The organism is Streptomyces sp. NPDC026092 (genome assembly GCF_040638605.1).
Lineage (GTDB): Bacteria > Actinomycetota > Actinomycetes > Streptomycetales > Streptomycetaceae > Streptomyces.
The window spans coordinates 80,807-105,651 of sequence record NZ_JBEZYN010000003.1; the positions used below are offsets into that span (position 1 = coordinate 80,807).

Sequence of the window (24,845 nt, forward strand, 5' to 3'; positions counted from 1 at the left end):
GGGGACCCCCTCGGACACCGCCGCGAACGGCCCCCCGGGAGGCTCCTCAGCCCAGGCGGCGGTAGCGGCGCTCCGGGCGGCCCGTGCCGCCGTACCGCAGGGTGATCTCCGCGCGGCCCGTCTCCGCGAAGTACTCCAGGTAGCGCCGCGCGCTGACCCGGGAGAGGGCGCCGGCCTCCGCGCACTCCGTCGCCGACAGGCCCTCCGGGTGGGCCCGCAGGATGCCGTCCACCAGGTCCGCCGTATGGGCCGCGAGGCCCTTGGGGAGTTCGCGCGAGCCCGGCGGGCGGGTGCCGAAGATCTGGTCCACGTCCTCCTGGCGCGCCTCGTCCAGCGCGTCGAGCCGGGTCCGCAGGCCGGCCACGTGCCGCAGCTGCTCCTGGAGCGCGGCCTGGTTGAACGGCTTGATCAGATAGTGCAGCGCCCCCGCGCGCAGCGCCGAGCGGATCATGCCCGCGTCCCGCGCCGCCGTGATGAACAGGGCGTCGACCGCGAGACCGGACCCGCGCAGCTCGCGCAGGACGGAGATGCCGTCCATGTCCGGCAGGTAGATGTCGAGCAGGACGAGATCGGGGCGCAGCCGGTCGGCGAGGCGCAGCGCGTCACCGCCGTTGTGCGCGACCCCGACGACGGAGAAACCGTCCACAGTCGCCACATAACGGCTGTGCAGCTTCGCGACCATGAAGTCGTCGTCGACCACCAGCACCTTCGTCACGCCGACACGCTAGGCCGCGACCACAAGGACCACAACGTCCGTTGATTGCGGAAGAGAGACAGGTTCTTAACGCGCGGGCAACATGTGGGCCACTTCACACACCTATCGAGAGGCGGCACACGTGCGTCTGCGCACCCCCCTCGCCCTGCTCGGGGCCGCGCTGCTGGTGTTGGTGGGGCCGCCCCTGCTCTCCGCCGGCAGTGGCTCCGACACCGGCACCCAGATCCCCGGACTGCGCTTCATGGTCCCCAACACACCCGGCGGCGGCTACGACATCACCGCCCGCACCGCCGCGAAGAACGCCGAGGACGCCGGTCTGACCACGGGCATCGAGGTCTTCAACCTGCCCGGCGCCGGCGGCACCGTCGGCCTGACCCGGCTCGTCGGCGAGCACGGCAACGGCAAGCTCGCCATGTCCATGGGCCTCGGCGTCGTCGGCGCCGTCCACACCAACAAGACCCCGAAGACCCTCGCCGACACCACCCCGATCGCCCGGCTCACCATGGAGCCCGACATCGTCGTGGTCGGCAAGAACTCCCCGTACAAGACCATCCAGGACCTGCTCGCCGCCTGGAAGAAGGACCCGGGCAAGCTGCCCGTCGGCGGCGGCTCCTCGCCCGGCGGCCCCGACCACCTCGCCCCGATGCTGATGGCCCAGGCCGCCGGCATCGCGCCGAAGAGCGTCAACTACATCCCGTTCGACGGCGGCGGTGAGCTCCTCGCCTCCATCCTCGGCGACAAGGTCGCCTTCGGCGTCTCGGGCGTCGGCGAGTACCTCGACCAGATCGAGTCCGGCGAGCTGCGCCTGCTCGCGGTCACCGGACCGGAGCGGGTCCCCGGCCTGGACGCCCCCACCCTGCGGGAGGCCGGGCTCGACACCGAGTTCATCAACTGGCGCGGGATCGTCGCCCCGCCCGGCCTCTCCGACGCCGAGCGCGACAAGCTCGTCGGCCTCGCCAAGGAGCTGCACGGCTCCCCGCAGTGGCGCGAGTCGCTGAAGAAGAACGGCTGGAACGACGCCTTCCTGCCCGGCGAGCAGTTCGGCGCCTTCCTCGCCGAGCAGGACAAGCAGGTCGCCTCCGTACTGAAGGAGCTGGGACTGTGACCACGACGACCGCGACCACCCCTCCCGCGACCGGCAAACGCGCCTCCTGGCTGCGCGAGCACTCCGAACTCGGCGTCAGCCTCCTCCTCTTCGTCATCGGCGTCCTCGTCCTCACCGACGCCCTCACCATGACCGTCGACATCGCCCAACGCGGCCCCGTCGGCCCCAAGACCGTCCCCGTGGTCGTCGGCACCGGCCTGCTCGTCGTCGCCGTCCTCCTCGCCGTCGACGTCCTGCGCGGCGGCCGGGGCGAGTCCGAGGGCGGCGAGGACGTCGACCTCTCCGAGCCCAGCGACTGGCGCACGGTCCTGCTCCTGACCGGGGTCTTCCTCGGCTTCGCCGTCCTCATCGGACCCGTCGGCTTCCCCGTCTCCGGAGCCCTGCTCTTCTGGGGCGCGGCCTACGCGCTCGGCAGCCGGCACCTCCACCGCGACCCGCTGATCGCCGCCGGACTCTCCCTCCTCACCTACGTCGTCTTCAACAACCTGCTCGGAGTTCCGCTGCCCGGCGGCCCGCTGATGGGAGTGCTCTGACCCATGGACTCACTGAACTCCCTGATCGACGGCTTCGGTACGGCCCTCACGCCGATCAACCTGCTGTGGGCCGCGATCGGCGTGCTCCTCGGCACCGCCATCGGCGTCCTGCCCGGCATCGGCCCCGCCATGGCGGTCGCCCTGCTGCTCCCGGTGACGTACGGACTCGAACCGACCGGCGCCTTCATCATGTTCGCCGGCATCTACTACGGCGCCATGTTCGGCGGCTCCACCACCTCGATCCTGCTCAACACCCCCGGCGAGAGCGCGGCCGTCGTCGCCGCCCTGGAGGGCAACCCGATGGCCAAGGCCGGCCGGGGCGCACAGGCGCTCGCGGCGGCCGCGATAGGCCACTTCACGGGCGGCATGATCGGCACGCTGCTGCTCGTCGCCCTCGCCCCGACCGTCGCCGCGCTCGCCGTCGACATCGGCGCGCCCGACTACTTCGCCATCATGGTCCTCGCCTTCATCGCGGTGACCTCGGTCCTCGGCTCCTCCCGGATCCGGGGCCTCGCCTCGCTGCTCATCGGCCTCACCCTGGGCCTGGTCGGCCTCGACCAGATGACCGGGCAGCAGCGCCTCACCTTCGGCTCGCTCCAACTCGCCGACGGCATCGACGTCGTCATCGTCGCGGTCGGCCTCTTCGCCATCGGCGAGGCCCTCTGGGTCGCCGCGCACCTGCGCCGCACCTCGGGCGAGGCCATCCCGGTCGGACGGCCGTGGCTCGGCAAGGACGACGTGCGGCGCACCTGGAAGTCCTGGCTGCGCGGGCCCGTCATCGGCTTCCCGTTCGGCGCGATCCCGGCCGGCGGCGCGGAGATCCCGACCTTCCTCTCGTACGTCACCGAGAAGCGGCTCTCCCGGCACAAGGACCAGTTCGGCAAGGGCGCCATCGAGGGAGTCGCCGGGCCCGAGTCCGCCGCCTCGGCCTCCGCCGCCGGCACGCTCGTCTCCATGCTGACCCTGGGCCTGCCGACGACCGCCGTCGCCGCCGTGATGCTCGCCGCCTTCCAGCAGTACGGCATCCAGCCGGGACCGCTGCTCTTCGAACGCGAACCCGACCTGGTCTGGGGCCTGATCGCCTCGCTCTTCGTCGGCATGGTCCTGCTGCTCGCGCTCAACCTGCCGCTCGCGCCCGTCTGGGCCAAGCTGCTGCGCATCCCGCGCCCGTACCTCTACGCCGGCATCCTCTTCTTCGCCGCCGTCGGCGCGTACGCGGTCGGCGGCGAGGCGCTCGACCTGGTCATCCTGCTGATCATCGGCCTGATCGGCCTCGGCATGCGGCGGTACGGACTGCCCGTCCTGCCCGCCGTCATCGGCGTCATCCTCGGCCCGGCCGCCGAACAGCAGCTGCGGCGCGCGCTGCAGATCAGCGACGGCTCGCTGACCGGCCTGGTGAACACCCCGTTCTCGGTCACGGTCTACGTCGTGATCGCCCTCCTGCTGGCCTGGCCCCTGCTCAAGAAGGTGATCGTCCGCCGCCGTAACGTGTCGGTATGACCGACGACATCCGACCGGCGCAGACCTCCGAAGTCCCGCGTGTGAAGGCCGTGACCGACGCGGCCTATCACCACTACATCGAACGGATCGGCCTCGTGCCGGCCCCGATGGAGGCGGACCACGCGGCGGACGTGGCCGCGGGGAGGGTGTTCGTCGCCGGTGACCCGGTGGTCGGCCTCGTGGTCCTCAGGACCGAGGCCGACCACGTGTATCTCGACAACATCGCCGTCCACCCCGATGCCCAGGGCACAGGGCTCGGCCGCCGCCTGCTCGCCTTCGTGGAGTCCCGCGCCCGCGCACTCGGCCTGCCCGAGGTCCGGCTGCTCACCAACGCGCTGATGTGGGAGAACCAGAAGCTGTACGAGCGGTACGGCTACGAGCTCGTCGAGCGGCGCGTGGACGGACCGTACGATCGTATGCACTACCGCAAGCGCCTCAACTCGCCCCCGATAGAGTGAGTTTCGGCCAGCTCATGGCGTGATCCGGTATCCCTGGCGGGCGATACACCCCCCACCCCCGAAGGGATCACCCCTCATGCGTATCCGCCTCGCCCTCTCCGCCGGCACGCTGCTCGTCGCGGCCGCGGCCGGCACCGCCCACGCCGGCCCCGCCGACACCCTCACGGTCGACGCGTACGGAACCGTCGCCGCCGACGGCACGGTCACCCTCTCGGGTACGTACCGCTGCCTCGACGACAGCGCGGGCCCGGTCTTCGTCACCAGCACGCTCGTCCAGCGGGACAGCTCGGCCGGCATCGGCGGCACCCGGGCCGTCTGCGACGGCCGGCTCCACGACTGGTCCAACTCGGGCGTCGTGAAGGAGCCCGCCTACCGCCCCGGCGCCGCCCAGGTGAAGGCCACCCTGATGCAGTTCACGCCCTCGGGTCCGCTCGGCGTACCGCTGCCCGGCTTCCTCGCGGCGGAGGAGGCCGACGTCATCCTCGGCTGACGCCGAGGCCGTGCGGTCGGGGTCCGGCGCTCCCCAGCAGCCGGACCAGACCCTCGCGGCCGAGGTGTTCGAGCTCGTCGAGGGCGGTGACGGCGCGGGCCGCCGCCTCCGGGTCGGCGGCGGCAAGGCCGCTCGCCGCGAACTCGTCCTCGTCGAGCCGCAACACCTCGCTGCCGTCCGCCGACACCCACAGATCCAGGTCCAGGTCCTCGACCACGACCTCGGAACCGTCGACCGCGGCCGGCCGGGTGATGTCGCAGTACCAGCCCTTGAGCGCCCCGTCCGAGGACCGGACCTCCTTGACCGCGTACCAGCGGTCGCGCCAGTAGTGCTCCACGAACACGTCGCCCGGCTCGAACCGTACGAAGCCGAAGTCCCGCACCCCCTCGGCGGCCCAGGGCGCGCGCACGGTCAGCCGCGCGCCGTCCTCGGCGACGACCTCGGCGGGGTACCGGATCTTCGTCCGGCCCGCCTTCACGAGCACCACCTCAACCGAGCGCCCTGACATGGCGCACCTCCGTCGCACAGATCGCGTAGCCGAACCATTCGTTGATCGCCAGCATGGGCCCGTTCCCGGCGTCGTTCCCGGTGAACGCCTCCGTGCAGCCCGCCGCACGGGCCCGGTGCAGGGAGGCGTTCTTGGCCAGCTTGGCCAGGCCCCGGCCCCGGAACGCCGGGTCGGTACCGGTCATCCCCGTGCTGTACCGCCCCAGGCCGTCGGTCTGGGCGGCGCTGAACGCGGCGGGGCGGCCGTCGACCACCGCGACCATGGTCAGCGCCGGGTCGAAGAGCGGGTGGTTCCACGTGGTCGCCAGCCAGTGCTCGTAGTCCGTGAGTTCGGCGCCGACGTCACCGGGCTCGTCGGCCGTGGTCACCGCGTCGAGCACGAACAGCGGACGGGGATCGGTGGCGAAGTCGGAGGCGGTCCGCAGCTCGACACCGGCCGGGGGCTCCTGGAGCGGCGGCAGCTCGGCGGAGGTGAGGTCGAGGCGGAGGAAGTGCGCGGAGCGGCGGGCCTCGTAGCCGTGCCGCTGGGCGAAGCCGCGGAACTCCGGCTCGTCGAGCACCCAGCTGTAGAGCGTGGTCGCGCCGGACTGCGCGAGGTGCTCCTCGGCGGCGCGCACCAGGAGCGTGCCCGCGCCGAGGCCCCGCTTCTCCGGGTGGACGTAGACGTTGACCGAACCGACCCCCGGCTCGGGTGCGTCGTGTGCGATACGGAGCTGGGCCGTGCCGACGATCTCCCCGTCGACCTCGGCGACCAGGGGGCGCGCGTGGGCGTCGGGATGGGCGTGCGCCCAGTCGAACGCGACCTGGGTGCCGCTGGCGAGCATGAAGGGGAGCGCGGCACGCCGGACGCGGGCGAAGGCCTCGGCGTCCTCGGGGCGTACATCTCGGACGATCACAGTCATGGTGCCGCACGCTATGCGGGGGAGTGGCGCGGCCGCCTCCCATTTTCCCCCGGGGCGGGGGGAGAATCGGCGGGTGACATTGCGAATCACCGTGGACACGGCTTCCTCGACCGCCCCGTACGAACAACTGCGCGCCCAGATCGCGGAACGCGCCCGCTCGGGAGCCCTGCCGGTCGGCTACAAGCTCCCGACGGTACGGGGCCTGGCGGAGGACCTCGGCCTGGCGGCGAACACGGTCGCCAAGGCGTACAAGTCGCTGGAGGCGGACGGCGTCATCGAGGGGCGCGGCCGCCTCGGCACGTTCGTCGCCGCCGCCGGCGACGCGGCTGCCCGCCTCGCGGCGAGCGCGGCGGCGACGTACGCGGCGGAGGCGAAGCGCCTGGGCCTGAGCCGGGAGGCGGCGACGGCGGCGATCTCGGACGCCTTGCGGGCGACGTACGAGAGCTGATCGGGCGGGCGTCCCCGTAGCCCCTACAGGTACAGCCCCGACTCCGGGGCCCGGGACTCCGGGATGCCGGCCGGCGACGTGCCGCGGCGCAGGGCGTACAGCTCGGCGAGCGTCGCGCCGTCGCGCCCCACGCCCTCCTCCGTCCCCAGCCACCCCACGGCCTCCGCCCGCGTGAGCCCGCCCACTTCGAGCCGGGCAAGGCACCGGCCGGGGCGGACCACCGCGGGGTGGAGCCGCTCCAGGTCCTCGTTGGTGGTGACGCCGACGAGGACGTTGCGGCCCTGACCGAGCAGCCCGTCCGTGAGGTTCAGGAGCCGGGACAGCGCCTGTCCCGCCGTGTTCTTCGCCTCGCCGCGGATCAGCTCGTCGCAGTCCTCCAGGAGCAGCAGCCGCCACCGCCCCTTCGCCGTGCCCTCGTCCTCGCCGATCGCGATGTCCATCAGATAGCCGACGTCGTTGAAGAGCCGCTCCGGGTCCAGGACGCAGTCCACCTGGCACCAGTCCCGCCAGGAGCGGGCGAGGGTGCGCAGTGCGGAGGTCTTGCCGGTCCCCGGCGGCCCGTGGAGCAGCAGCAGCCGGCCGGCGATGTCGTCCGGGGTGACCTTCATCAGCCGGTCCATCGCATCGGCCACCGGCGCCGTGTAGTTGGGCCGGATCTCCTCCCACGTACCGGCGCTGATCTGCCGGGTCGTGCGGTGCGGGCCGCGCCGGGGCGACACGTACCAGAAGCCCATCGTGACGTTCTCGGGCTGCGGCTCGGGCTCGTCCTTCGCCCCGTCCGTCGCCTCCTCGAGGATCCGCTCGGCCAGGTCGGAATCCGTCGCGGTGACGGTGACGTCCGCGCCGCGGTTCCAGCGCGAGACGAGCAGCGTCCAGCCCTCGCCCTCGGCGAGCAGCGCGGCGCGGTCGTCGTCCTTGGCGGCGCGCAACACCGTCGCACCGGCGGGCAGCAGCGTCGCGTCGGGCTTCACCCGGTCGAGGGTCGTGCTCCGGGAGTGCGGCTGCTCGCCGGTCGTGAACCGGCCGAGGAAGAGCGCGTCGATGACGTCCGAGGGTGAGTCGCTGTCGTCGACGGTGAGCCGGACGGGCAGCGCCCGGTGCGGCTCGGACGGGGCGGGCGGCGCGGACGGCGCGGTCGGGTCGGACAGGACGGGCCCCTCGACTGGCGTGGCTGACATGGCGACCATGATCCGGCAACCGGGCAGGCCCCGCACCACCTTTTGAAAGGAAGGAAAGGGCTGATCGGACTTTATGGGCAAAGGTCTGTCGGCCCCCCAAAGAGGGACTTTCGACCCTGCTTACGGAGTCTTTACCTCTGTTTGGATCTTGCAGGTCAACCAAAGTTGATCAGGCCCGCGCCCTGCTGGAACGGCAGGCGTGGACCTGTCGTTCAAGCAAGGACCTGCATGTCGTCGATACGGCGTAGATTTACCGGATCCATCGCGGTGGGGGGCGTTTCGGCGCTGACAGCGCTCGCTCTGCTCGGCGCGGCCACCCCGGCCCTCGCGGCGGAGCCCACGGACCAGGCAGCACAGGACCAGGCGGTACGGGACGCCGTACGCGCGAAGAACCCGCTCGGCGGGGCCGTGACCGAGGCCGTCACCGCCGAATCGGCCCTGCTCGCCGCCCAGGTGTACGACCGTCGGATCGAGGTCCTCGACCGGCGGACCGAGACCTCCACCACCTGGGCCAACCCCGACGGCACCCTGACCAGCACGGTTGCCGGCGGCCCCGTCCGCATGCTGAAGGACGGCACGTGGACCGACGTGGACGCCACGCTGCGCCGCCAGGCCGACGGCACCGTCGAGGCCGAGGCGCACCCCGGCGAGCTGAAGCTGGCCGGACCCGGCGGCGCCCGGGCCCGCTCGGCGCGCGCCGCGGCCGACGCGCCCGCCTCCGCCGCCCGCGACCTGATCACCCTCGGCACCGGGGACCAGTCGATCGGCGTCCAGTGGAAGGGCGGCCTGCCCGCTCCGGTCCTCGACGGGCCGAAGGCCACGTACCCCGACGCCGTCCCGGGCGCGGACCTCGTCGTCGACGCCACCCGCACCGGCTTCGAGCAGTTCCTCAGCCTCAAGCAGCGGCCGGCCGACGGGGCCGCCCCGATGACCCTGCCGCTGCGGATCCCGGGCCTGACCGCCACCCAACAGCCGGACGACTCCGTGGTGTTCGCCGACCGCGAGAGCGGTGAGCCGGTCGCCACCATGCCGGCGCCCGTCATGTGGGACGCCCAGGTGGACGAGCGCTCCGGGGAGCGCAAGCGCACCGCCCGGGTACCGATGACGGTCGTCCAAGACGGGGACACGGCCGAGCTGCGGCTCACCCCGGACCGGACGTTCCTCGCGGACCCGGCGACGACGTACCCGGTGACCATCGACCCGGCCACCGACACCCTCTCGGTCCTCTTCGACACCTTCGTCCAGGGCGGCGACACCACCGACCAGTCGGCGTCCACGGACCTGAAGATCGGCTGGCCCGGCGACTACGCGGGCACCACCAAGCGCACCGCCCGCTCCTTCCTCACGTGGGAGACCGGCCAGTTCGCCGACGCGCTGGTCACCGACGCCAAGCTCTCCCTGTACAACTACCACTCCTGGTCCTGCGAGAAGCGCGGCTGGGAGATCTGGGCGGCCGACCCGGCCGACACCTCCAGCCGCTGGACCAAGCAGCCCGCGCTGCGCCAGAAGGTCGCCACCTCCACCGAGACCCGCAGCGGCCCCTGCGGCAACGAGGGCCGGGTGACCGCCGATGTCACCGAGCTGGCGAAGACCTGGGCGAGCGCCAAGGCGGCGACCGGCTCGGTGGGCCTCAAGGCCGTCGACGAGTCGGACACGTACGCGTGGAAGCGCTTCTACTCCTCCGAGACCACGGAGGACAAGGTCCCGCAGCTCACGGTCACCTTCAACTACCGCCCCAAGAACGGCGCGAACCTCCAGGCCGGCACCCCGTTCTACAGCGAGGGCGGTGTCTACAAGGTCAACAGCCTGACCCCCACGCTCCGTTTCACCACCGAGGACGTCAACGAGGACGACCAGGTCCAGGGCACCTTCGAAGTCAAGGACAAGGCGACCGGCGACGTCGTCGCGCTCTTCAACGCCCCGTTCGTGCGCTCCGGCGAGACGGCCTCCGCGAAGGTCCCGGCCGGCAAGCTGGCCACGGGCCGCGCGTACACCTTCCGTACGACCACGTACGACGGCCAGCACTATGCCAACGGCTGGTCGGACCCGGTGACCTTCACCGTGGACACCTCCTGGCGGCCGGGCCCGGCCATCGACGCGTTCGGGGTGGCCAACGCGGCCCTCGACGCCGCCGACATCACGCCCGCCGGCACCAGTGACGCCCGGTTCGCCGCCATCGCCGAGACGGCGACCGGCACCGTGACCGTGCCGTGGGACTCCCAGGGCCGCATCGAGGTCAAGCCGGACGACATCGCCGCGGTCGGCATCGGATCCGGCGCGGGCCCGCAGCGCGGGGTCAATGTCAACGGCAGCGTGGTCCACGCCTCCGCGACCTCCGCGGTCGACACCGTCGTCCAGCCCACGCTCGACGGCGGCAGCCGGACCCTTCAGGTCATCAAGAACGCCACCGCGCCGCGTGAGTACCGGGTCCCGCTCAGCCTCGCCCCGGGTTCGAGCCTGCGCCAGCAGCCGGACGGCTCCATCGTGATCGTCTCGGCCGACCCGAACGAGCCGGTCGCGGCGATCAACGCGCCCTGGGCGAAGGACGCGCACGGCAAGCCGGTGCCCACGTCCTACCGTCTGGAGGGCCAGACCCTGATCCAGACGGTCTCCTTCGACGCGAACACCGCGTTCCCCGTCGTCGCGGACCCGTGGTGGAACCCGTTCAGCTGGAAGTGGAAGAAGATCGGCAGGGTCGTCAAGAACGCCGCCAAGAAGTGCGGCGTGGGCGCCCTCGCCGCCTACGTGCCCGTCCAGTCGCACCACGTCTCCGTCAACATCCAGCGTGCCCGCGCCGGACTGCGGATGGTGAAGTTCGCGGGCGGCCCCTGGGGCTATGTCTCGGTGGCGGCCGCGGGCTGCCTGATGGGACAGCTGTCATGACCCGCGGGCAGGACAGGCGCCACGCCCTCGGCTGGACCGGGGACCCCGCCCCCGGCGGCCGGCCGGCCGCGCTGGTCGACCTGCTGGTCCTGGTCGCCGTCCTGACGGTGGTCGCGCTCTGCCTGCGCGCGTTCAGCGCGGTCCCCACCTGGGGGGCGATCCTGATCGGCGCCTTCGTGGCGGCGGGCACGACCCGCCTGCGCCTGGGCGCGCGCCTGCTCGGCGCCCTGGGCCGCCGTCGCTGACGGCCCGCGCACCGGAGGCCGTACCGGAGGTCGCTCCGGTACGGCCTCCAGCGCTTTGGCTCGGCACCGCCCTGGCTCGCGCCTCAGATCGCGAGCTTACCGGCCGCCCGCACCGCGCCCCGGGTGCGGCGGACCATGGCGTACCCCTTGGTCAGCGCCCGGTCCGCCGCGAACGTCCGGCCGATCGCCCGGCCCTCGACGAGCCGGGTGAACTCCTCGATGCCGGTGGAGCGCCGCACGGTCAACCGTTCAAGGGCGTACGGTCCCTGGCGGCGGCGTGCGACGGTGTTGCCCACCGCGAGCGCCTGGGCGTAGCCGGCCGCCCGGACCGTACGGCGGACGCGGCGGTCGGAGTAGCCGTAGGGGTAGGCGAAGGAGACCGGCGCCCGGCCCAGCTCCTCGCGGAGGATCTCCTTGCAGCGCAGGGTCTCGTACCAGAGCCGCCGGTCGTCGACCTGGTCGAGTTGCGGGTGACTGTGGCTGTGGCCGCCGATCTCCGCACCGGCGGCAACCAGTTCGCGGACCTGGTCCCAGTCGAGCATGGTGTCCAGGGCCTCGCCCTCGTCGTACGTTCCGCGCAGCCAGCCGGTCGAGACGAACACCGTCGACGCGAAGCCGTGCTTGGCGAGCACGGGCAGCGCGTGCCGGTGCACGCCTTCGTAGCCGTCGTCGAAGGTGATGAGGACGGGTCGCGCGGGCAGCGGCCCGCCCGAGCGCCAGGCCGCGGCCAGCTCCGCCGTGGTCAGCGGGGTGAGCCCGTGGTCGGCGACCACCCCCATCTGCGCGGCGAACGCCTCGGGGGAGACGGACAGCCGGTGCGCGGCCGGAGCGGGCTCGTGGCCGACGGCGTGGTACATCAGGATCGGTACGGGTCCGTTCACGCGGCCACCTCGGGAGCGGGCTTCTGCGCCTCCGGCAGGCTCGGGATCGGGCCCGAGGAGAACGTCGCCCCGCCGCCGCGCGCCCGCACCGCCGCGCGGACGTAGCCGCCCGCCGCGATCGCCACGCCCGCCACGATCGCGCCCGCCCGGCCCGCGCCGCCCGGTCGCCCGAGCAGCGCGTCGCGCACACCGCGCACGACACCGGCCGGCAACACCCGGGTGGTGTACCGCCGTTCGGCCTCCAGCCCCTTGCCCGCGCCGACGCTCCGGGAGACGAGCGCCTTGGAGAGGCCTTCGGCGTACGTCCGGGTACGGAAGTAGCCGAAGCGCTCGCGTACGGCCGGGACCTTGTGGTGGATGACGGCCCGGTCGTCGATCAACAGGACCGCGTCCGGGAGGACTTGGGAGAGCCGGATGCAGAGCTCGGTCTCCTCGCAGCCGAGCGGCCGCCGGTCGCCGTCCCGCCCGATGCCGGTGGCGAAGCCGCCCGCGGCGTCGAAGGCCGCACGCCGGAAGGAGGCGTTGCCGCCGAGCACGTTCCGCACCCGGACCCGGCCGGGCGGGAGGCCGCGGTACGTGCAGCCGACGACCCAGTCGAACTCCTCGGGGAACCAGTCGGGCCGCCGGCCCGAGGCCCAGGCGGGCAGGGTCCGGCCGCCGACCGCCATGACCCGCGGGTCGTCGTAGCCCGACGCGAGGTACCGCAGCCAGTCCCGCTCGGCCACGGCGTCGTCGTCGAGGAAGGCCACGAACTCGGTACGGGACACGGCGATCCCGGTGTTGCGTCCGGAGGACAGGCCGCGGGGGCCCGCGTTGGCGAGCACCCGCACCTCCTCCTCGTCCGTGAACCGTTCCGTCAGCCGCGCCAGGAGCCGGTCGTTGTGGTCGACCACGAGCAGGATCTCCCGGGCCGGCCGCGACTGGTTCCGTACGGAGTCGACCGCCGCGAGGATGTCCTCCCAGCGCTCCTCCGTGTAGACGCAGATCACGACGGAGAACTGACGACCATTCAAGATGTCTCTCCCCGGGGAACGTTGACGGAGAAGGCGGTCGGCCGGCGGCGGGCCGCGCGTCTCACGCCCTTCTCCTTGAGGATGACCTTGAGCACCCGGATGCCGTCGCGCACGGCGTTGAGGTTGCTGACGCCGTGGATGCGCAGGTACTCGTGGCTCGGCACCTCCTGGACCTTGAGGCCGGCCTTGACGACCCGGATGTTGATCAGGGTCTCGATCTCGAAGCCGGTGCAGTCCAGGGTGACCTTGTCGAGGCAGTGCCGCCAGAAGGCGTTGTAGCCGTAGCAGAGGTCGGTGTAGCGGGCCCCGAACTTGCGGTTGACCAGGGCGCACAGCGCCCAGTTGCCGAGCCGGCGGATCGGCGTCATGTCGTCCGTACCGCCGCCGTTGGCGAAGCGCGAGCCCTTGGCGAAGTCGGCGCCGCCGACGAGCGCGGAGACATAGGAGACGATCTCTTGGCCGTCGGCCGAGCCGTCCGCGTCGACCATGACGATGATGTCGCCGGTGCAGGCGGCGAAGCCGCTGATGAGCGCATCGCCCTTGCCCTTGCCGACCTGCTTGACGACCTTGACGTCGGGCCGGAGTTCCCTGGCCACGTGCACGGTGTCGTCGGTGGAGTTTCCGTCGACCAGAACGACTTCGTGGATCCAGTCCGGCAGGGACTTGAAGACGTAAGGCAGATTTTCCGCTTCGTTCATCGCGGGGATGACGACGCTCACCGGTGGCGTGATCGCCAAATGCGAGGTGATCGCCTTGTATTGCGCCGCTATTCGGCGCTGATCGCTCTGCTCCATCGCTTCGTGGCCGCTGACGGCCGGGCGCAGGAATGAGCTCATGGTGGTGTATCCCTCTCGTCCGGTGGACCGCCCGCCCCCGGGCTGTCCGGTGGTCTGTCCGGTTACGAAAGGGGGGTCCCCACCCCGTCCGAGCAGCATCGATCGCCGTTCGGGCATGGGTGGGTCGGCATCTCAACCGCGCGGCACGCGACCCGGCGCAGGCATATGCGCACGCCGAGACCAGCACCCCCCTACCGCGCCCCGCCCCGTGACCGTCGCGTCGCTTGAGCCCTCCCCTGAGCTGTAGCGCGACGGGTCGATGCGGGTGAGATGTACGACGGTATTGATGAATGCGACTGTATGGCAAGCCCTGGATCTGATGCTCCCGTTTCCGGTAATTGGCGGGCTTGGTCGGTCAGATGTGGAAGCGTCCCGATCGGTTTTTCGCAATCCACTTTTCTGGTGGTGTTGTTGAGGTCGAATTGAACTCCTGCGCATTGTTGTGCGAATTCTTTTCGACGGATGATCCATCAGGTGGCCGGATCTCGACGGTCGCTGACGGACGCTGAGGGTCGGGCGGAGGTCGCTGACGGGGCGTCGGCAAGATCTCGCCAAATCTTCTTGGCATGGACACTTCCAACATGGCCGGATCAACTGCTACTACCTAGTAACGCAGTGATCCTGCTACAGGGAGGTTCCATGAAACTGTCCCGATTCGCGGCATTCTCGTCCTCACTCCTGCTCGGTGCCGTCCTCGCCCTCACCGGGGCGGGAGCCGCACAGGCCGCCGAAACCGCCGCTCTCGACTATGTGGCGCTCGGCGACTCGTACTCCTCCGGCGTCGGAGCCGGGAGCTACGACAGCGCCAGCGGCGACTGCAAGCGCTCCACGAAGGCCTTCCCCGTCCTCTGGAAGAACGCGAACTCACCCTCGTCGTTCGCGTTCACGGCATGCTCGGGCGCCCGAACGGGTGATGTCACGAGCGGTCAGCTCGGACCCCTCTCCACCGCCACCGACCTGGTCTCCCTCACCATCGGGGGCAACGACGCCGGCTTCGCCGACGTCATGACCACCTGCGTCCTCCAGTCGGAGTCCGCCTGCATCAACCGTGTGAATCAAGCCAAGGCGTACGTCGCCAGCACCCTGCCCGGCAATCTCGACTCGGTGTACTCGGCCATCAGAGCCAAGGCCCCGAACGCCCGGGTCGTCGTCCTCGGCTACCCCCGCTTCTACAAGCTCGGCGGCAGCTGCGTCGCCGGCCTGAGCGAGAACGAGCGGCGCGCCATCAACGAGGGCTCGGACATCCTCAACGAGGCCACCGCCAAGCGCGCGGCCGACCACGGCTACACCTTCGCCAGCGTGGTCCCCGCCTTCACCAACCACGAGATCTGCTCCAGCGCAGCCTGGCTGCACAGCGTCAACTGGCTCAACATCGGCGAGTCGTACCACCCCACCGCCGCCGGTCAGTCCGGTGGCTATCTGCCCAGCTTCAGGGCTGTGGCGTAGCCGTAGCCGCAGCGGTAGGCGTAGTCGAACCACTCGGGTGGGTGGCCCCGCCGGTCGGGGTCACCTGCTCGCAGGTCACCGAGAACTCCACCCAGTTCGAACTCTTCTCCACCGGAGCGCGCACCTCCATCCGGATCCGGTCGCGCCAGGTGTCGTCCGCCCGGTACGTCAGCTCCGTGTGCTCGACGTTCTGCTCCTGGGGGCCGCCCGCCGGGAACTCCAGCGTCCGCCAGCCCTTCTCGGCCGAGCTCTCCCCGCTCTCCGTGACCCAGCGGTACTCCACCGAGGCGGGCGTCCGGCCCACCGTGAGCGTGGCGGCGAAGGCCGGGGCCCGGTCCTTGGCCGGCGGACACGCGCCGCTGTAGCTGCCGCGCGCGGCCCGCACGTACACCAGGACCGTCGGCACCGGCGGTGCGGTGGTGGCCGAGGGCGTCGTGCGGGTCGGCGTGGGGGCCGTGGTGGTCGCCGTCGTGGGGGAGCCGGTCGTGGGCGCGCCCGTCGCCGGAGAACTCGTCACCGGGCCACCGCCCTTGCCGCCGCCGTCCTGGTTCCGCAGCAGCGCGTACGTCAGCCCGCCCACGGCGAGCAGCAGCAGAACCACCCCCGTCGCGAGAACGGCGACCGCCCGCCCGGACCGATCCTCCGGCGCCGGATCACGCGGAGCCGGAACCGGGAGCGGAAGGGGCGGAGTCGGGCTCGGGGATGCGCTCCGGGGCGCGGGCCGGTCCTGTTCTGCTTCCGATGCGCCGCCGCTCGCGCCGTTCGCGCCGTACGGCTCCGAGCTCACCGGTCCCGACCGGGGCGAGCCTCCCGCACCCACGAGTCTCAACTGCCGCTCTGCCACCTCCGCTTGGAGCCGGTCGCCCGGCTCCTTCCGCAACAGGCCCTCGATGACCGGCGCGAGCGCCCCCGCGCGACGCGGCGGCGGAAGCTCCTCGTCCACCACGGCCCGCAGGGTGGCGAGCGGCGTGTCCTGGCGGAACGGCGAACCGCCCTCCACCGCCGCGTACAGCAGCACCCCGAGCGACCACAGGTCCGAGGCAGGGCCGGGCGTGCGGCCCAACGCCCGCTCAGGGGCGAGGAATTCGGGCGAGCCGATCAGCTCGCCCGTCATCGTCAGCGGGGAGGTCCCCTCCACCGCCGCGATCCCGAAGTCGGTCAGCACGACCCGGCCGTCGTTGGCGAGCAGGACGTTGCCCGGCTTCACGTCCCGGTGCAGCACCCCGGCCTCGTGCGCGGCGCGCAGGGCCGCGAGGACCTCGGCGCCGACGAGCGCGGCGCGCTGCGGCGGCATCGGCCCCTCCGCGTCCAGGACCTCGGAGAGGGTCAGGCCGTGGACCAGCTCCATCACGATCCATGGGCGGCCGTCCTCGGTGGCCACGTCGTAGACGGTCACCACGTTCCGGTGCGCGATCCGGGCGGCCGCCCAGGCCTCGCGCTCCAGGCGCGCGTACAGCCGCTGCTCGTCGGCGCCGCTCAGCCCCGCCGGGGCGCGGACCTCCTTCACCGCCACGTCGCGGTTCAGGGCCTCGTCCCTGGCCCGCCAGACCGTGCCCATGCCGCCCTGCCCCAGGACGTCCAGGAGCCGGTACCGCCCCGCGATCACGGTCATGGCGTGTCCCCGTCCGTCGTCGGCACCGGTCGGCTGACTCGGTCGTCCCGATCGGCCCCGGTGGAGCATTTCTGCCCCCGGGCCGCGGACTTCGAACGCCCCGTGGAGAAAGCGGGGTGATCTTGGTGGCGGAGATCACACACCGTCAGGTGGCGACAGATGACGGCCTTGTGCGCAGGATGGTTCATGACGGTTCGGCAGGTGTTCGAGCCCTGTCCAACTCACCCTGAAATCAGATGGATTCGGACAGTAGTCGTCAACCCCCGTACGAGTGTGGTGAATCCCGCCGGCGGGATACACGAGTGTCACAGCGGAGCGATAGGGTTAACCTGCCCGGGCCGGGTGCCCTCGTTAGGGTGGGGAGTGTCATGGAACAGATAGCAATGCGCAGCAGGCCGCGAGTGCCTGCCATCACATGCGGGAGCAGTGCGACCAGTTCGCGGCTCGACCGTCATCTCGCGGTGCTCGGCGGCCCCGTCGTGCCCCAGCGTGAAGCGGCCGAGGCGACGCTGCTGATGCGCGAGCTGACCTCGCGCGACGCCACGCGGACCCGCCGTCACAAGAGCGCGCGCGTCTCGCTCTTCGCCCCCCTTCGCCGCCTCCGCCGAAGCCTCTTCGGCAGCCGGGGCTGAGGAAGAGGGTCCGACCGGCAGGGGTGTCAGTGAACCTTCGTTCCGCCGAGGCGGAACGGGGTGGGCTTTCACCCCGGCGAGCGCGCCCGCCCCGGGCCAAGGCGTGCCCACCCCGTGGGGCGTCACGCCACGACACCGTCCGCCCGTAGCGCCCGCAGCTCCTCAGGGGGGACACCCAGTTCCCCCAGCACGACGTCCGTGTCGTCACCAAGACCCGGCACACGCCCCATCGGTGCGTCCGGCCCGTCCGGGAACGTGACCGGCGGCACCAGCGACCTCAACGGCCCCACCGGCGACCCCACCTCCCGCCAGCGCTCCCGCGCCGCCAGCTGCGGATGCTCCGCCAGGTCCGCCACCGTGTTCAACCGCGCGCACGCGATCCCCGCCGCGTCGAGCCGCGCCAGCGCCTCCGCCGCAGTCAGCGGCGCGAGCGCACCAGCCACCGCCGCGTCCGTCGCCGCTCGGCCGGCCACCCGGGCCGTGTTCGTCGCGAAGGCCGGATCCTCCGCCAGATCCGGCCGATCGAGGACCTGCTCGGCCAGCCGCCGCCACTCGCGGTCGTTCTGGACGGACAGCAGCACCAGGCTCCCGTCGGCCGTCGGATAGGCGTCGTACGGGGCGATGACGGCGTGCGCGAGCCCCGTGCGCGCCGGGGCAGTGCCTCCATGCATCCCGTGGTGCAGCGGATGCCCCATCCACTCGGCCAGCGAGTCGAGCAGCGACACCTCCACAGGGCCGCCCCGCCCGGTCGTCCCGCGCCGCACGAGCGCGGCGAGGACACCCGCGTACGCGTACATCCCGGCCGCGATGTCGGCCGCCGGGATCCCCGACTTCACCGGCTGCTCCGCCGTCCCGGTCACCGACACGAGCCCCGCCTCGCACTGCACGAGCATGTCGTACGCCCGCTTGTGCGCGTACGGCCCGCCCGGCCCGTACCCCGACACGTCCACGGCGATCAGCTGGGGATGCGCGGCGCACAGGGTGGCCGCGTCCAGACCGAGCCGGGCCGCCGCGCCCTGCGCCAGGTTCTGTACGAAGACGTCCGCGCCGGCCACGAGCCGGCGGACCAGGTCGAGACCGCGCCCGTCCTTCAGGTCGACGGCGACCGACTCCTTGCCCCGGTTGCACCACACGAAGTGCGAGGCGAGCCCCCGGGCCGCCGTGTCGTAACCCCGCGCGAAATCACCGCCGTCCGGGCGCTCGATCTTGATGACCCGGGCGCCCAGATCGGCGAGCTGGCGGGTGGCGAAGGGGGCGGCGACGGCCTGCTCGACCGCGACGACCGTGATCCCCGCCAGGGGGAGTGGCTGAGTGCTCATGACAGCCCTGCCTACCCTGCCGACGGGGCGCTGTCACCGTCGCGCTCGTCACGCGGGCGCCCCGCGTCACCCGCGCGCGTACCGCCGTACCGCCAGCGGCGCGAACACCGCGATCAGCGCGAGCGACCAGAGCAGCGAACCGGCCACCGGATGGGCCACCGGCCAGGCCGCGTCCGCCGGGACGGCCGCGTTGCCGAAGAGCTGCCGTACCGCCGTCGTGACCGCCGAGATCGGGTTCCACTCGGCGACCGTCCGCAGCCAGCCCGCCATGTTCTCGGTCGGGATGTACGCGTTGGAGAGCAGCGGCAGCATGAACGTGGCGCTGCCCAGCTGCCCCGCCGCCTCCTCGCTCCGCGAGGCGAGCCCGAGCAGGATCCCCACCCACGTGGCCGCGAACCGGAAGAGCAGCAGCAGCCCGAACGCCGTCAGCGCCTCCAGGGCCGTGCCCTCGATCCGCCAGCCCATCGCGAGCCCCACGAGGATCAGCGGGATCATGCCGACCGCGCTGGTCAGCAGATCGGCGACGGCCTGTCCGAGCGGAACGGCCGCCCGGCTGACCGGCATCGTCCGGAAGCGGTCCATCACGCCCCGGTGCGAGTCCTGCGCGGCCTGGAACATCCCCGTCATCACCCCGCCCGCCGCCGTCGCCACGAGCAGACCCGGCACCAGGTAGGCCCGGTACTCCGCGCCGGGCATGGCGAGCGCGCTGCCGAACACGTACCCGAAGAAGAGCAGGAAGACGATCGGCATCGTCTGCGTCATGACGGTGATCGCCGGGGCCCGGCGGACCTTCTGCAGGTGCCGGCCGAGGACGGCCCACCCGTCTCCCACCACCACCCTTCCAGAGAGCGCTTCGCGCGCACCTTCCCTTTTGTCGTGGGCGAGCGCGCTCATGCGGCGAGCTCCTTCCGGTCGGTGAGGCGGAGGAACACCTCGTCGAGGGTGGGCGGACGCAGGGACGCGTCGATGAGCGGGACCCCGGCCGCGTCGATCTCGCGGACGATCCGGGGGAGGGTGAGCGTGGTGTCCGTGGTGACCGCGCCGACCGCGCGGCGCTCGGCGTCGAGCGCCGGGGCCGAGCCGGTGAGCTGGTCGAGGACGGCCGCCGCCGCGTCGAGGTGCCGGACATCGGCGACCACGACCTCCGCCCAGCTCCCGATCAGCGCCTTGAGCTCGGCCGGGGTGCCGCGATGGGCGGCCCGGCCCTCGTCGATCAGCACGATGTCGTCGGCGAGCTGATCGGCCTCCTCCAGGTACTGCGTGGTCAGCAGCACGGTCGTGCCCTGGGACGCCAACCCCCGTACGGCGTCCCAGATCCCGTTCCGGCTGTGCGGGTCGAGCCCGGTCGTGGGCTCGTCGAGGAAGAGGACCCGCGGCGGCATGAGCAGGCTCGCCGCGAGGTCGAGCCGGCGTCGCATCCCGCCCGAGTAGGTGCGCGCGGGCCGGCCTGCCGCCTCGGTGAGCCCGAACTGGTCGAGGAGTTCGTCGGCGCGGGCGCGCGGGGCGCGCAGCAGCCGTGCGAAGAGCCGGAGGTTCTCGGCGCCGGAGAGGTCGCCGTCGACCGAGGCGGACTGCCCGGTGACCGCGATCCGCTTCCGTACCCCCGCCGGGTCGCGCACCACGTCGCACCCGGCGACCCGCGCGCTGCCCGCGTCCGGGACGACCAGCGTGGTCAACACCCGCACGGCGGTCGTCTTGCCCGCGCCGTTGGGGCCGAGGACCCCGCAGACGGTGCCCTCGGGGACCGCCAGATCGAGCCCGCGCAGGGCACGGACGTCGCCGTATCGCTTCTGCAGACCCTCACTAAGTACAGCGTACGTAGTAGTCATGGCGTGACCATACCGCACTACGTACGGTGTACGTAACTAAGATGGTGGGCGAGGTGATGATCCATGGCGGGCCGAGCGGCCGAACCGGAAGTGATCTGGGCGCGCCCCGAGCGCACGGGCCGCGGCCCCAAACCGGCGTACAGCAGGGCCGACATCGTGGCGGCCGCCGTGCGCATCGCCGACGCCGACGGCATCGAGGCGCTCTCCATGCGACGGATCGCGGCCGACATCGGCTGCGGCACGATGTCGCTCTACAACTACGTGCCGCGCAAGGAGGATCTGTACGAGCTGATGGTCGACGCCGTCAGCGGCGAGTACGAACTCCCCGACCCTCCCCCTAGCCCCGAGGGGGCAGGGGGGACCCCCAGGGGGGACTGGCGCGCGGACATGCTCCAGGTGGGCCGGCAGGCGCGGGGCATCCTGCACCGCCACCCGTGGGTCATCAGGCTGATGACGACCGGGTACGCCTTCGGCCCGAACGCCCTGCGTTTCCTGGAGGCCTGCCTGGCCTGCCTGGACGGTCTGGACCTGCCCGGCGGCACGAAGATGGAGCTGATCGCGACCGTCAACGGCACCGTGATGACGATCGTCGCCAACGAACTCGCCCTCGCCGAACGCGCCCGCGGCCTGCCCTGGTCCGAGGAGCAGGAGCAGGCCGTACGCGGGGCCTACCTCGCCGGCCGTCTCGCGGGCGGCGACTACCCCAGGCTGGCGGCGGTGATCGGCGAGGCCGGGGTCGAGCGGCTCGACCCCGAGGAGATCTTCGACCGCACGCTGGGGCGCGCGATCGACTCGTTCGTCCGGGGCTAGTCCGCCTAGAGCAGGGCGAACTGGCCCTCCGGGCCCTCCTCCTGGTGGTCCAGTACGGAGGCGGGGCGGCGGGCCGCGGCCGGTACGGGCAGGACGCCCGCGTCGCGCAGCGCCGTCCGGGGAAGGAGCGGCGCCTCCGTGAGGAGCTCCGTGCGCTCCGCGCCCCGGGCGGCGAGCAGGGCCAGCACGGTGATGAGCTCCAGGAGTTCGGAGGTCCACTCCTGCGGCCAGGCCGCCGGGCCGATCGCCTCCAGGGAGCCGGGCTCGGCGGGCGCGGTGCGGTGCGTGAACCACTGCTCCAGCATCCGTACGCCACCCACCTGGAAGTCCCAGGCCTCGGCCGGTACGGGGGAGATCCTGCCGTCGTCGAGGGTCAGGGTCTCCTCCCCGGGCTCGTACGCGAGCGTGGCCGGCCGGGCCGGGATCGGTGCCCGGACGTAGGGGCGGCGGCCGCCGGGCAGCCGGGGGCGCTCGCCGCCCCGGGCGCCCCGCAGCTGGATGTCCCTGAGCCCGCGGCCGAGTTCCACGCCCGCCGCCCAGACGTCCGGGTCCGCCGGGAGCGGGACGCGACAGCCCGCGGGGGAGGGGTGGGCGGCGGCCACGGCCCAGGCGAGCACGTCGGGCGCGGTGACCCGGGTCCCGTACCGCTCGCTCAGCCAGGGCAGCAGGCCGGGCGCGAGGTTCGGCTCCTCGCCTCCGGGACGGCGGAACAGCGGGCGGATCCGGCCCGGGCGTCCTGCGGGGGAGCGGCCGGCCGGCAGCGCGGCCGTCACGAGCAGCGCGGGGCCGGCCGCGCCCGGCACGTACCCCTGCTCGACGGCGAAGAGCTGCCGTTCGTCCGCGACCCGCCACAGTTCGGGGCGCGCGGTGTCGATGAGCCGGTGGTCGGGGAGCAGCCACTGCTCGTCGAAGGGCCCGTGGGCGAGCCGCACCGGCTCCGGGGCAGGGCCGGTCTCACGGGCGAACCGGACCGTGCTCGTCCGCTGCCCGGGCAGTGCGGCCACCGAACTCGACGGCGTACGCGCCCGGCTGGGCCGGAACAGCTCCTCGCGCTCCTGGGGGCCCGCGGCGACCAGCCGGTTCCAGCGCTCGCGCAGGGTGCGGACGTCCGGCGCCACGACCCAGGAGCGGCCGAGCCGCAGGGGCGCGACGGACCACGGCATCAGCTCGTCCAGGAGGGGCGCGTCGTCCAGCGGTACGTCTCGGGTCACCCTCGGATGCTAGCGAGCGGGCTCCGTGGGCCTCCAGAGTGCCTTGACCGTCACGGTGACCGGTGGCTCAGGCTCGGTGCGACGCCTCCACCACCGTCCCGGTGGCTCACTGCGCCTCGACCGTCACCGTGAAGGAGAAGCGGTCGCCCCGGTAGCGGATCCGGGCCACGTCCACGACCCGGCCGTCCTTGTCGTACGTGACGCCCGTGTAGTGCAGGATCGGCGAGAGCAGCGGCACCTGGAGGAGGGCCGCCGTCTCCGGGTCGGCGAGCCGGGCCTCGACCGTGTCCGTGATCCGGCTGATCCTGACCCCCACCACGTCCCGCAGCACCTTCGTCATCGGCCAGCGCTCCAGATCGGCCGGGTCGAGCCCGGCCGCCACGTCCGGACGTACCGCGTTCTCCGCCCAGTTGGTGGGCTCACCGCTCTCCCCGTCGCGCCGCAGCCGCTTGTACGCGACCACCTCCGCCACATCGGGGAAGAACTCGGCGAGCTCACCCGGCACCGGCTCGGTGCCGTGGTCGAGGACGGTGGTCCGTTCGCCGGACTGCTGGGCCACGATCGCGTCGATCGAACCGAGCAGCCGGCGCGGGGAGGCGCGCCGGGCGCCCGGCTCGATGAAGGTGCCGCGCCGCCGGTGCCGGCTGATCAGGCCCTCCTGCTCCAGCTCCTTCAGGGCCTGCCGCATCGTCAGCACGCTCACGCCGTAGTGCGCGGCGAGCTGCTCCTCGGTGGGCAGCCGCAGCGACGCGTCGGGCGTGCGGCCCAATATGGAGGCGCGCAGCGACTGCGAGACCTGATACCAGAGCGGCAGCTTGCGGTTCAGGACCAGCGAGTCGGGAGCGAAGGCGGTCACGGCGTTCTCCGTACGACGACAGCGAGACTCTACGGCCGGAAGTGGCGCTGAAGACCCTGCCATACGTTGTCATATGCGTTCTGCAGGTGGTCGGCGCCGGCCGCCTGGGCGGTGGCGGTCACCGGCCAGCGGGTCTCGAACATGAAGGCAAGACCGTCGTCGATCTTCTGCGGCTTCAGCTCGGCGGCGCTCGCCCTGTCGAAGGTCTCCCGGTCGGGGCCGTGCGCGGACATCATGTTGTGGAGGGACCCGCCGCCCGGGACGAAGCCTTCGGCCTTCGCGTCGTACGCGCCCTCGATGAGGCCCATGTACTCGCTCATCACGTTGCGGTGGAAGTACGGCGGCCGGAAGGTGTCCTCGCCCACCAGCCAGCGCGGGGCGAAGACGACGAAGTCGACGCCCGCGAGACCGGGGGTGTCGGTCGGCGAGGTGAGGACCGTGAAGATCGACGGGTCCGGGTGGTCGTACGAGATCGACCCGATGACATTGAAGGTGCGCAGGTCGTAGACGTACGGGCTGTGGTTGCCGTGCCAGGCGACGACATCGAGCGGGGAGTGGTCGTACGTCGCGGACCAGAGGTTGCCGCAGAACTTGTTGACGACCTCGACCGGGCCCTCCACGTCCTCGTACGCGGCGACGGGCGCGCGGAAGTCGCGGGCGTTCGCCAGGCCGTTGGCGCCGATCGGGCCGAGGTCGGGGAGCTGGAAGGGCGCGCCGTAGTTCTCGCAGACGTAGCCGCGGGCGGTCGCGTCGAGGAGCTCGACGCGGAAGCGGACGCCCCGGGGGATCAGGGCGATCTCGCCGGGGTGGGCGGCGAGCAGGCCGAGTTCGGTCCGGAGGAGCAGGCCGCCGCGCTCGGGGACGATCAGCAGCTCGCCGTCGGCGTCGCTGAAGACCCGCTCCATGGAGGCGTTCGCGTGGTACAGGTGCACCGCCATGCCCGTGCGCTGCGTGGCGTCGCCGTTGCCGCCGAGCGTCCAGAGGCCGGCCAGCCAGTCCGTGCCGGGCGCCGGGTCGGGGAGCGGGTTCCACCGCAGCCGGTTGGGGTCGGGGACGGTCTCGGTGAACGGCGCGGAGCGGACGGCGCCGTTCTCGATCCGGGTGAACGGGGGGTGCGCGGCCGAGGGGCGGATCCGGTACAGCCACGAGCGGTGGTTGTGGGCGCGCGGCTCGGTGAACGCGCTGCCGCTCAGCTGCTCCGCGTAGAGGCCGAGGGGCGCGCGCTGCGGCGCGTTGCGGCCGTGCGGCAGCGCGCCGGGGACCGCCTCGGAGGTGTGCTCGTTGCCGAAGCCGGTGGAGTACTGGAGTCCGTCGGCCGTCTTTCTCGCCCGCTCGGTGTTCTCCGTGGTCATCGCACGCTCCTGTCCTGACGCCCAAAACAATCCTATGCATGACCGTAGGATTCCGCGCCCGCTCACGTCAACGGGGCGCCAGGG

25 protein-coding genes are annotated in these 24,845 nt (G+C 72.3%); 11 read left to right on the forward strand and 14 right to left on the reverse strand.

Going from position 1 to position 24,845, the window contains the following annotated elements; genetic code table 11:
- Positions 1-46: 46 nt before the first annotated feature.
- Entirely contained in the window at positions 47-715 is a 669-nt protein-coding gene (locus AB0F56_RS05335) for a response regulator (protein WP_362004202.1), read from the reverse strand.
- A 121-nt stretch (positions 716-836) separates the two neighbouring features.
- Between AB0F56_RS05335 and AB0F56_RS05340 the strand changes: the two genes are divergently transcribed.
- From AB0F56_RS05340 to AB0F56_RS05360, 5 genes are all read left to right on the forward strand, one after another.
- On the forward strand, positions 837-1,820 hold the full coding sequence (locus AB0F56_RS05340) for a tripartite tricarboxylate transporter substrate binding protein (protein ID WP_362004204.1): 984 nt from the start codon (positions 837-839) through the stop codon (positions 1,818-1,820).
- Complete coding sequence (locus AB0F56_RS05345) at positions 1,817-2,353, forward strand: tripartite tricarboxylate transporter TctB family protein (RefSeq protein ID WP_362004207.1); 537 nt, start codon at positions 1,817-1,819, stop codon at positions 2,351-2,353. Before AB0F56_RS05340 ends, AB0F56_RS05345 begins: the two co-directional genes overlap by 4 nt.
- A 3-nt stretch (positions 2,354-2,356) precedes the next feature.
- Entirely contained in the window at positions 2,357-3,853 is a 1,497-nt protein-coding gene (locus AB0F56_RS05350) for a tripartite tricarboxylate transporter permease (protein WP_362004210.1), read from the forward strand.
- Positions 3,850-4,311 (forward strand): GNAT family N-acetyltransferase, encoded by a 462-nt coding sequence (locus tag AB0F56_RS05355; RefSeq protein WP_362004212.1) that lies wholly within the window; start codon positions 3,850-3,852, stop codon positions 4,309-4,311. The genes AB0F56_RS05350 and AB0F56_RS05355 overlap by 4 nt, the downstream gene beginning before the upstream one ends.
- A gap of 76 nt (positions 4,312-4,387) precedes the next feature.
- A complete protein-coding gene (locus tag AB0F56_RS05360) occupies positions 4,388-4,801 on the forward strand; it encodes a DUF6299 family protein (protein ID WP_362004215.1) in 414 nt (137 codons plus the stop codon).
- Here the strand turns inward: AB0F56_RS05360 and AB0F56_RS05365 are convergent.
- A complete protein-coding gene (locus AB0F56_RS05365; protein WP_362004218.1) occupies positions 4,788-5,309 on the reverse strand; it encodes a DUF402 domain-containing protein in 522 nt (173 codons plus the stop codon). The genes AB0F56_RS05360 and AB0F56_RS05365 overlap by 14 nt on opposite strands.
- Complete coding sequence (locus AB0F56_RS05370) at positions 5,290-6,210, reverse strand: GNAT family N-acetyltransferase (RefSeq protein ID WP_362004220.1); 921 nt, start codon at positions 6,208-6,210, stop codon at positions 5,290-5,292. The genes AB0F56_RS05365 and AB0F56_RS05370 overlap by 20 nt, the downstream gene beginning before the upstream one ends.
- Positions 6,211-6,283: 73 nt before the next feature.
- Here AB0F56_RS05370 and AB0F56_RS05375 point away from each other — a divergent pair, with 73 nt between their 5' ends.
- Entirely contained in the window at positions 6,284-6,658 is a 375-nt protein-coding gene (locus AB0F56_RS05375; RefSeq protein ID WP_362004223.1) for a GntR family transcriptional regulator, read from the forward strand.
- A 23-nt stretch (positions 6,659-6,681) separates the two neighbouring features.
- Here AB0F56_RS05375 and AB0F56_RS05380 read toward each other — a convergent pair whose 3' ends face one another.
- Complete coding sequence (locus AB0F56_RS05380) at positions 6,682-7,836, reverse strand: DUF5925 domain-containing protein (RefSeq protein WP_362004225.1); 1,155 nt, start codon at positions 7,834-7,836, stop codon at positions 6,682-6,684.
- A gap of 267 nt (positions 7,837-8,103) precedes the next feature.
- Between AB0F56_RS05380 and AB0F56_RS05385 the strand changes: the two genes are divergently transcribed.
- Entirely contained in the window at positions 8,104-10,719 is a 2,616-nt protein-coding gene (locus tag AB0F56_RS05385) for a DNRLRE domain-containing protein (RefSeq protein ID WP_362004228.1), read from the forward strand.
- Positions 10,716-10,964 carry a hypothetical protein gene (locus AB0F56_RS05390; protein ID WP_362004230.1) on the forward strand — a complete coding sequence of 83 codons (249 nt, stop codon included), beginning with the start codon at positions 10,716-10,718 and terminating at the stop codon, positions 10,962-10,964. Before AB0F56_RS05385 ends, AB0F56_RS05390 begins: the two co-directional genes overlap by 4 nt.
- A gap of 83 nt (positions 10,965-11,047) precedes the next feature.
- Here AB0F56_RS05390 and AB0F56_RS05395 read toward each other — a convergent pair whose 3' ends face one another.
- Genes AB0F56_RS05395 through AB0F56_RS05405 form a run of 3 tightly spaced genes read right to left on the reverse strand, consistent with a single transcriptional unit; the run spans position 11,048 to position 13,694 of the window.
- On the reverse strand, positions 11,048-11,821 hold the full coding sequence (locus AB0F56_RS05395) for a polysaccharide deacetylase family protein (RefSeq protein ID WP_362005091.1): 774 nt from the start codon (positions 11,819-11,821) through the stop codon (positions 11,048-11,050).
- A gap of 20 nt (positions 11,822-11,841) precedes the next feature.
- Complete coding sequence (locus AB0F56_RS05400; RefSeq protein ID WP_362004233.1) at positions 11,842-12,858, reverse strand: glycosyltransferase family 2 protein; 1,017 nt, start codon at positions 12,856-12,858, stop codon at positions 11,842-11,844.
- A complete protein-coding gene (locus tag AB0F56_RS05405) occupies positions 12,855-13,694 on the reverse strand; it encodes a glycosyltransferase family 2 protein (protein WP_362004236.1) in 840 nt (279 codons plus the stop codon). Before AB0F56_RS05405 ends, AB0F56_RS05400 begins: the two co-directional genes overlap by 4 nt.
- A 639-nt stretch (positions 13,695-14,333) precedes the next feature.
- Here AB0F56_RS05405 and AB0F56_RS05410 point away from each other — a divergent pair.
- Positions 14,334-15,140 carry an SGNH/GDSL hydrolase family protein gene (locus AB0F56_RS05410; RefSeq protein ID WP_362004238.1) on the forward strand — a complete coding sequence of 269 codons (807 nt, stop codon included), beginning with the start codon at positions 14,334-14,336 and terminating at the stop codon, positions 15,138-15,140.
- Here the strand turns inward: AB0F56_RS05410 and AB0F56_RS05415 are convergent.
- A complete protein-coding gene (locus AB0F56_RS05415) occupies positions 15,124-16,752 on the reverse strand; it encodes a serine/threonine-protein kinase (protein WP_362004241.1) in 1,629 nt (542 codons plus the stop codon). The two genes, AB0F56_RS05410 and AB0F56_RS05415, sit on opposite strands and share 17 nt — an antisense overlap.
- Positions 16,753-17,120: 368 nt before the next feature.
- Between AB0F56_RS05415 and AB0F56_RS05420 the strand changes: the two genes are divergently transcribed.
- The gene (locus AB0F56_RS05420; RefSeq protein ID WP_362004244.1) at positions 17,121-17,384 is read left to right on the forward strand and encodes a hypothetical protein; all 264 of its coding nucleotides are present in this window, start codon (positions 17,121-17,123) and stop codon (positions 17,382-17,384) included.
- A gap of 122 nt (positions 17,385-17,506) precedes the next feature.
- Here AB0F56_RS05420 and AB0F56_RS05425 read toward each other — a convergent pair whose 3' ends face one another.
- The 3 genes from AB0F56_RS05425 to AB0F56_RS05435 form a co-directional block, all read right to left on the reverse strand.
- Positions 17,507-18,703, reverse strand: coding sequence for a CaiB/BaiF CoA-transferase family protein (locus AB0F56_RS05425; protein WP_362004246.1), 1,197 nt, complete (start codon positions 18,701-18,703; stop codon positions 17,507-17,509).
- A 66-nt stretch (positions 18,704-18,769) separates the two neighbouring features.
- The gene (locus AB0F56_RS05430) at positions 18,770-19,597 is read right to left on the reverse strand and encodes an ABC transporter permease (RefSeq protein ID WP_362004249.1); all 828 of its coding nucleotides are present in this window, start codon (positions 19,595-19,597) and stop codon (positions 18,770-18,772) included.
- A complete protein-coding gene (locus AB0F56_RS05435) occupies positions 19,594-20,532 on the reverse strand; it encodes an ATP-binding cassette domain-containing protein (protein WP_362004250.1) in 939 nt (312 codons plus the stop codon). Before AB0F56_RS05435 ends, AB0F56_RS05430 begins: the two co-directional genes overlap by 4 nt.
- Positions 20,533-20,595: 63 nt before the next feature.
- Between AB0F56_RS05435 and AB0F56_RS05440 the strand changes: the two genes are divergently transcribed.
- Entirely contained in the window at positions 20,596-21,342 is a 747-nt protein-coding gene (locus AB0F56_RS05440) for a TetR/AcrR family transcriptional regulator (protein ID WP_362004252.1), read from the forward strand.
- A 5-nt stretch (positions 21,343-21,347) separates the two neighbouring features.
- On the opposite strand, the gene AB0F56_RS05445 is transcribed toward AB0F56_RS05440, so the two are convergent.
- The 3 genes from AB0F56_RS05445 to hmgA all read right to left on the reverse strand — a co-directional run bounded on the left by AB0F56_RS05445 (position 21,348) and on the right by hmgA (position 24,761).
- Positions 21,348-22,505, reverse strand: a complete 1,158-nt coding sequence (locus AB0F56_RS05445; RefSeq protein WP_362005094.1) for a type ISP restriction/modification enzyme — start codon at positions 22,503-22,505, stop codon at positions 21,348-21,350.
- A gap of 154 nt (positions 22,506-22,659) precedes the next feature.
- Positions 22,660-23,409 carry a GntR family transcriptional regulator gene (locus AB0F56_RS05450; RefSeq protein ID WP_362004254.1) on the reverse strand — a complete coding sequence of 250 codons (750 nt, stop codon included), beginning with the start codon at positions 23,407-23,409 and terminating at the stop codon, positions 22,660-22,662.
- A gap of 29 nt (positions 23,410-23,438) precedes the next feature.
- Positions 23,439-24,761 (reverse strand): homogentisate 1,2-dioxygenase, encoded by a 1,323-nt coding sequence (gene hmgA / locus AB0F56_RS05455; RefSeq protein WP_362004257.1) that lies wholly within the window; start codon positions 24,759-24,761, stop codon positions 23,439-23,441.
- Positions 24,762-24,845 lie beyond the last annotated feature (84 nt).

Excerpts from the sequence above, each read along its gene's own strand:
- AB0F56_RS05365 (WP_362004218.1), bottom strand. The coding sequence starts at position 5,309 with ATGTCAGGGCGCTCGGTTGAGGTGGTGCTCGTGAAGGCGGGCCGGACG.
- AB0F56_RS05440 (WP_362004252.1), top strand. The coding sequence starts at position 20,596 with ATGGCGGGCCGAGCGGCCGAACCGGAAGTGATCTGGGCGCGCCCCGAG.
- AB0F56_RS05355 (WP_362004212.1), top strand. The coding sequence starts at position 3,850 with ATGACCGACGACATCCGACCGGCGCAGACCTCCGAAGTCCCGCGTGTG.
- AB0F56_RS05370 (WP_362004220.1), bottom strand. The coding sequence starts at position 6,210 with ATGACTGTGATCGTCCGAGATGTACGCCCCGAGGACGCCGAGGCCTTC.
- AB0F56_RS05405 (WP_362004236.1), bottom strand. The coding sequence starts at position 13,694 with ATGAGCTCATTCCTGCGCCCGGCCGTCAGCGGCCACGAAGCGATGGAG.
- AB0F56_RS05395 (WP_362005091.1), bottom strand. The coding sequence starts at position 11,821 with ATGTACCACGCCGTCGGCCACGAGCCCGCTCCGGCCGCGCACCGGCTG.
- AB0F56_RS05420 (WP_362004244.1), top strand. The coding sequence starts at position 17,121 with ATGGAACAGATAGCAATGCGCAGCAGGCCGCGAGTGCCTGCCATCACA.
- AB0F56_RS05410 (WP_362004238.1), top strand. The coding sequence starts at position 14,334 with ATGAAACTGTCCCGATTCGCGGCATTCTCGTCCTCACTCCTGCTCGGT.
- AB0F56_RS05360 (WP_362004215.1), top strand. The coding sequence starts at position 4,388 with ATGCGTATCCGCCTCGCCCTCTCCGCCGGCACGCTGCTCGTCGCGGCC.
- AB0F56_RS05445 (WP_362005094.1), bottom strand. The coding sequence starts at position 22,505 with ATGCCGTGGTCCGTCGCGCCCCTGCGGCTCGGCCGCTCCTGGGTCGTG.
- AB0F56_RS05425 (WP_362004246.1), bottom strand. The coding sequence starts at position 18,703 with ATGAGCACTCAGCCACTCCCCCTGGCGGGGATCACGGTCGTCGCGGTC.
- AB0F56_RS05380 (WP_362004225.1), bottom strand. The coding sequence starts at position 7,836 with ATGTCAGCCACGCCAGTCGAGGGGCCCGTCCTGTCCGACCCGACCGCG.
- AB0F56_RS05390 (WP_362004230.1), top strand. The coding sequence starts at position 10,716 with ATGACCCGCGGGCAGGACAGGCGCCACGCCCTCGGCTGGACCGGGGAC.
- hmgA (WP_362004257.1), bottom strand. The coding sequence starts at position 24,761 with ATGACCACGGAGAACACCGAGCGGGCGAGAAAGACGGCCGACGGACTC.
- AB0F56_RS05350 (WP_362004210.1), top strand. The coding sequence starts at position 2,357 with ATGGACTCACTGAACTCCCTGATCGACGGCTTCGGTACGGCCCTCACG.
- AB0F56_RS05435 (WP_362004250.1), bottom strand. The coding sequence starts at position 20,532 with ATGACTACTACGTACGCTGTACTTAGTGAGGGTCTGCAGAAGCGATAC.
- AB0F56_RS05430 (WP_362004249.1), bottom strand. The coding sequence starts at position 19,597 with ATGAGCGCGCTCGCCCACGACAAAAGGGAAGGTGCGCGCGAAGCGCTC.
- AB0F56_RS05415 (WP_362004241.1), bottom strand. The coding sequence starts at position 16,752 with ATGACCGTGATCGCGGGGCGGTACCGGCTCCTGGACGTCCTGGGGCAG.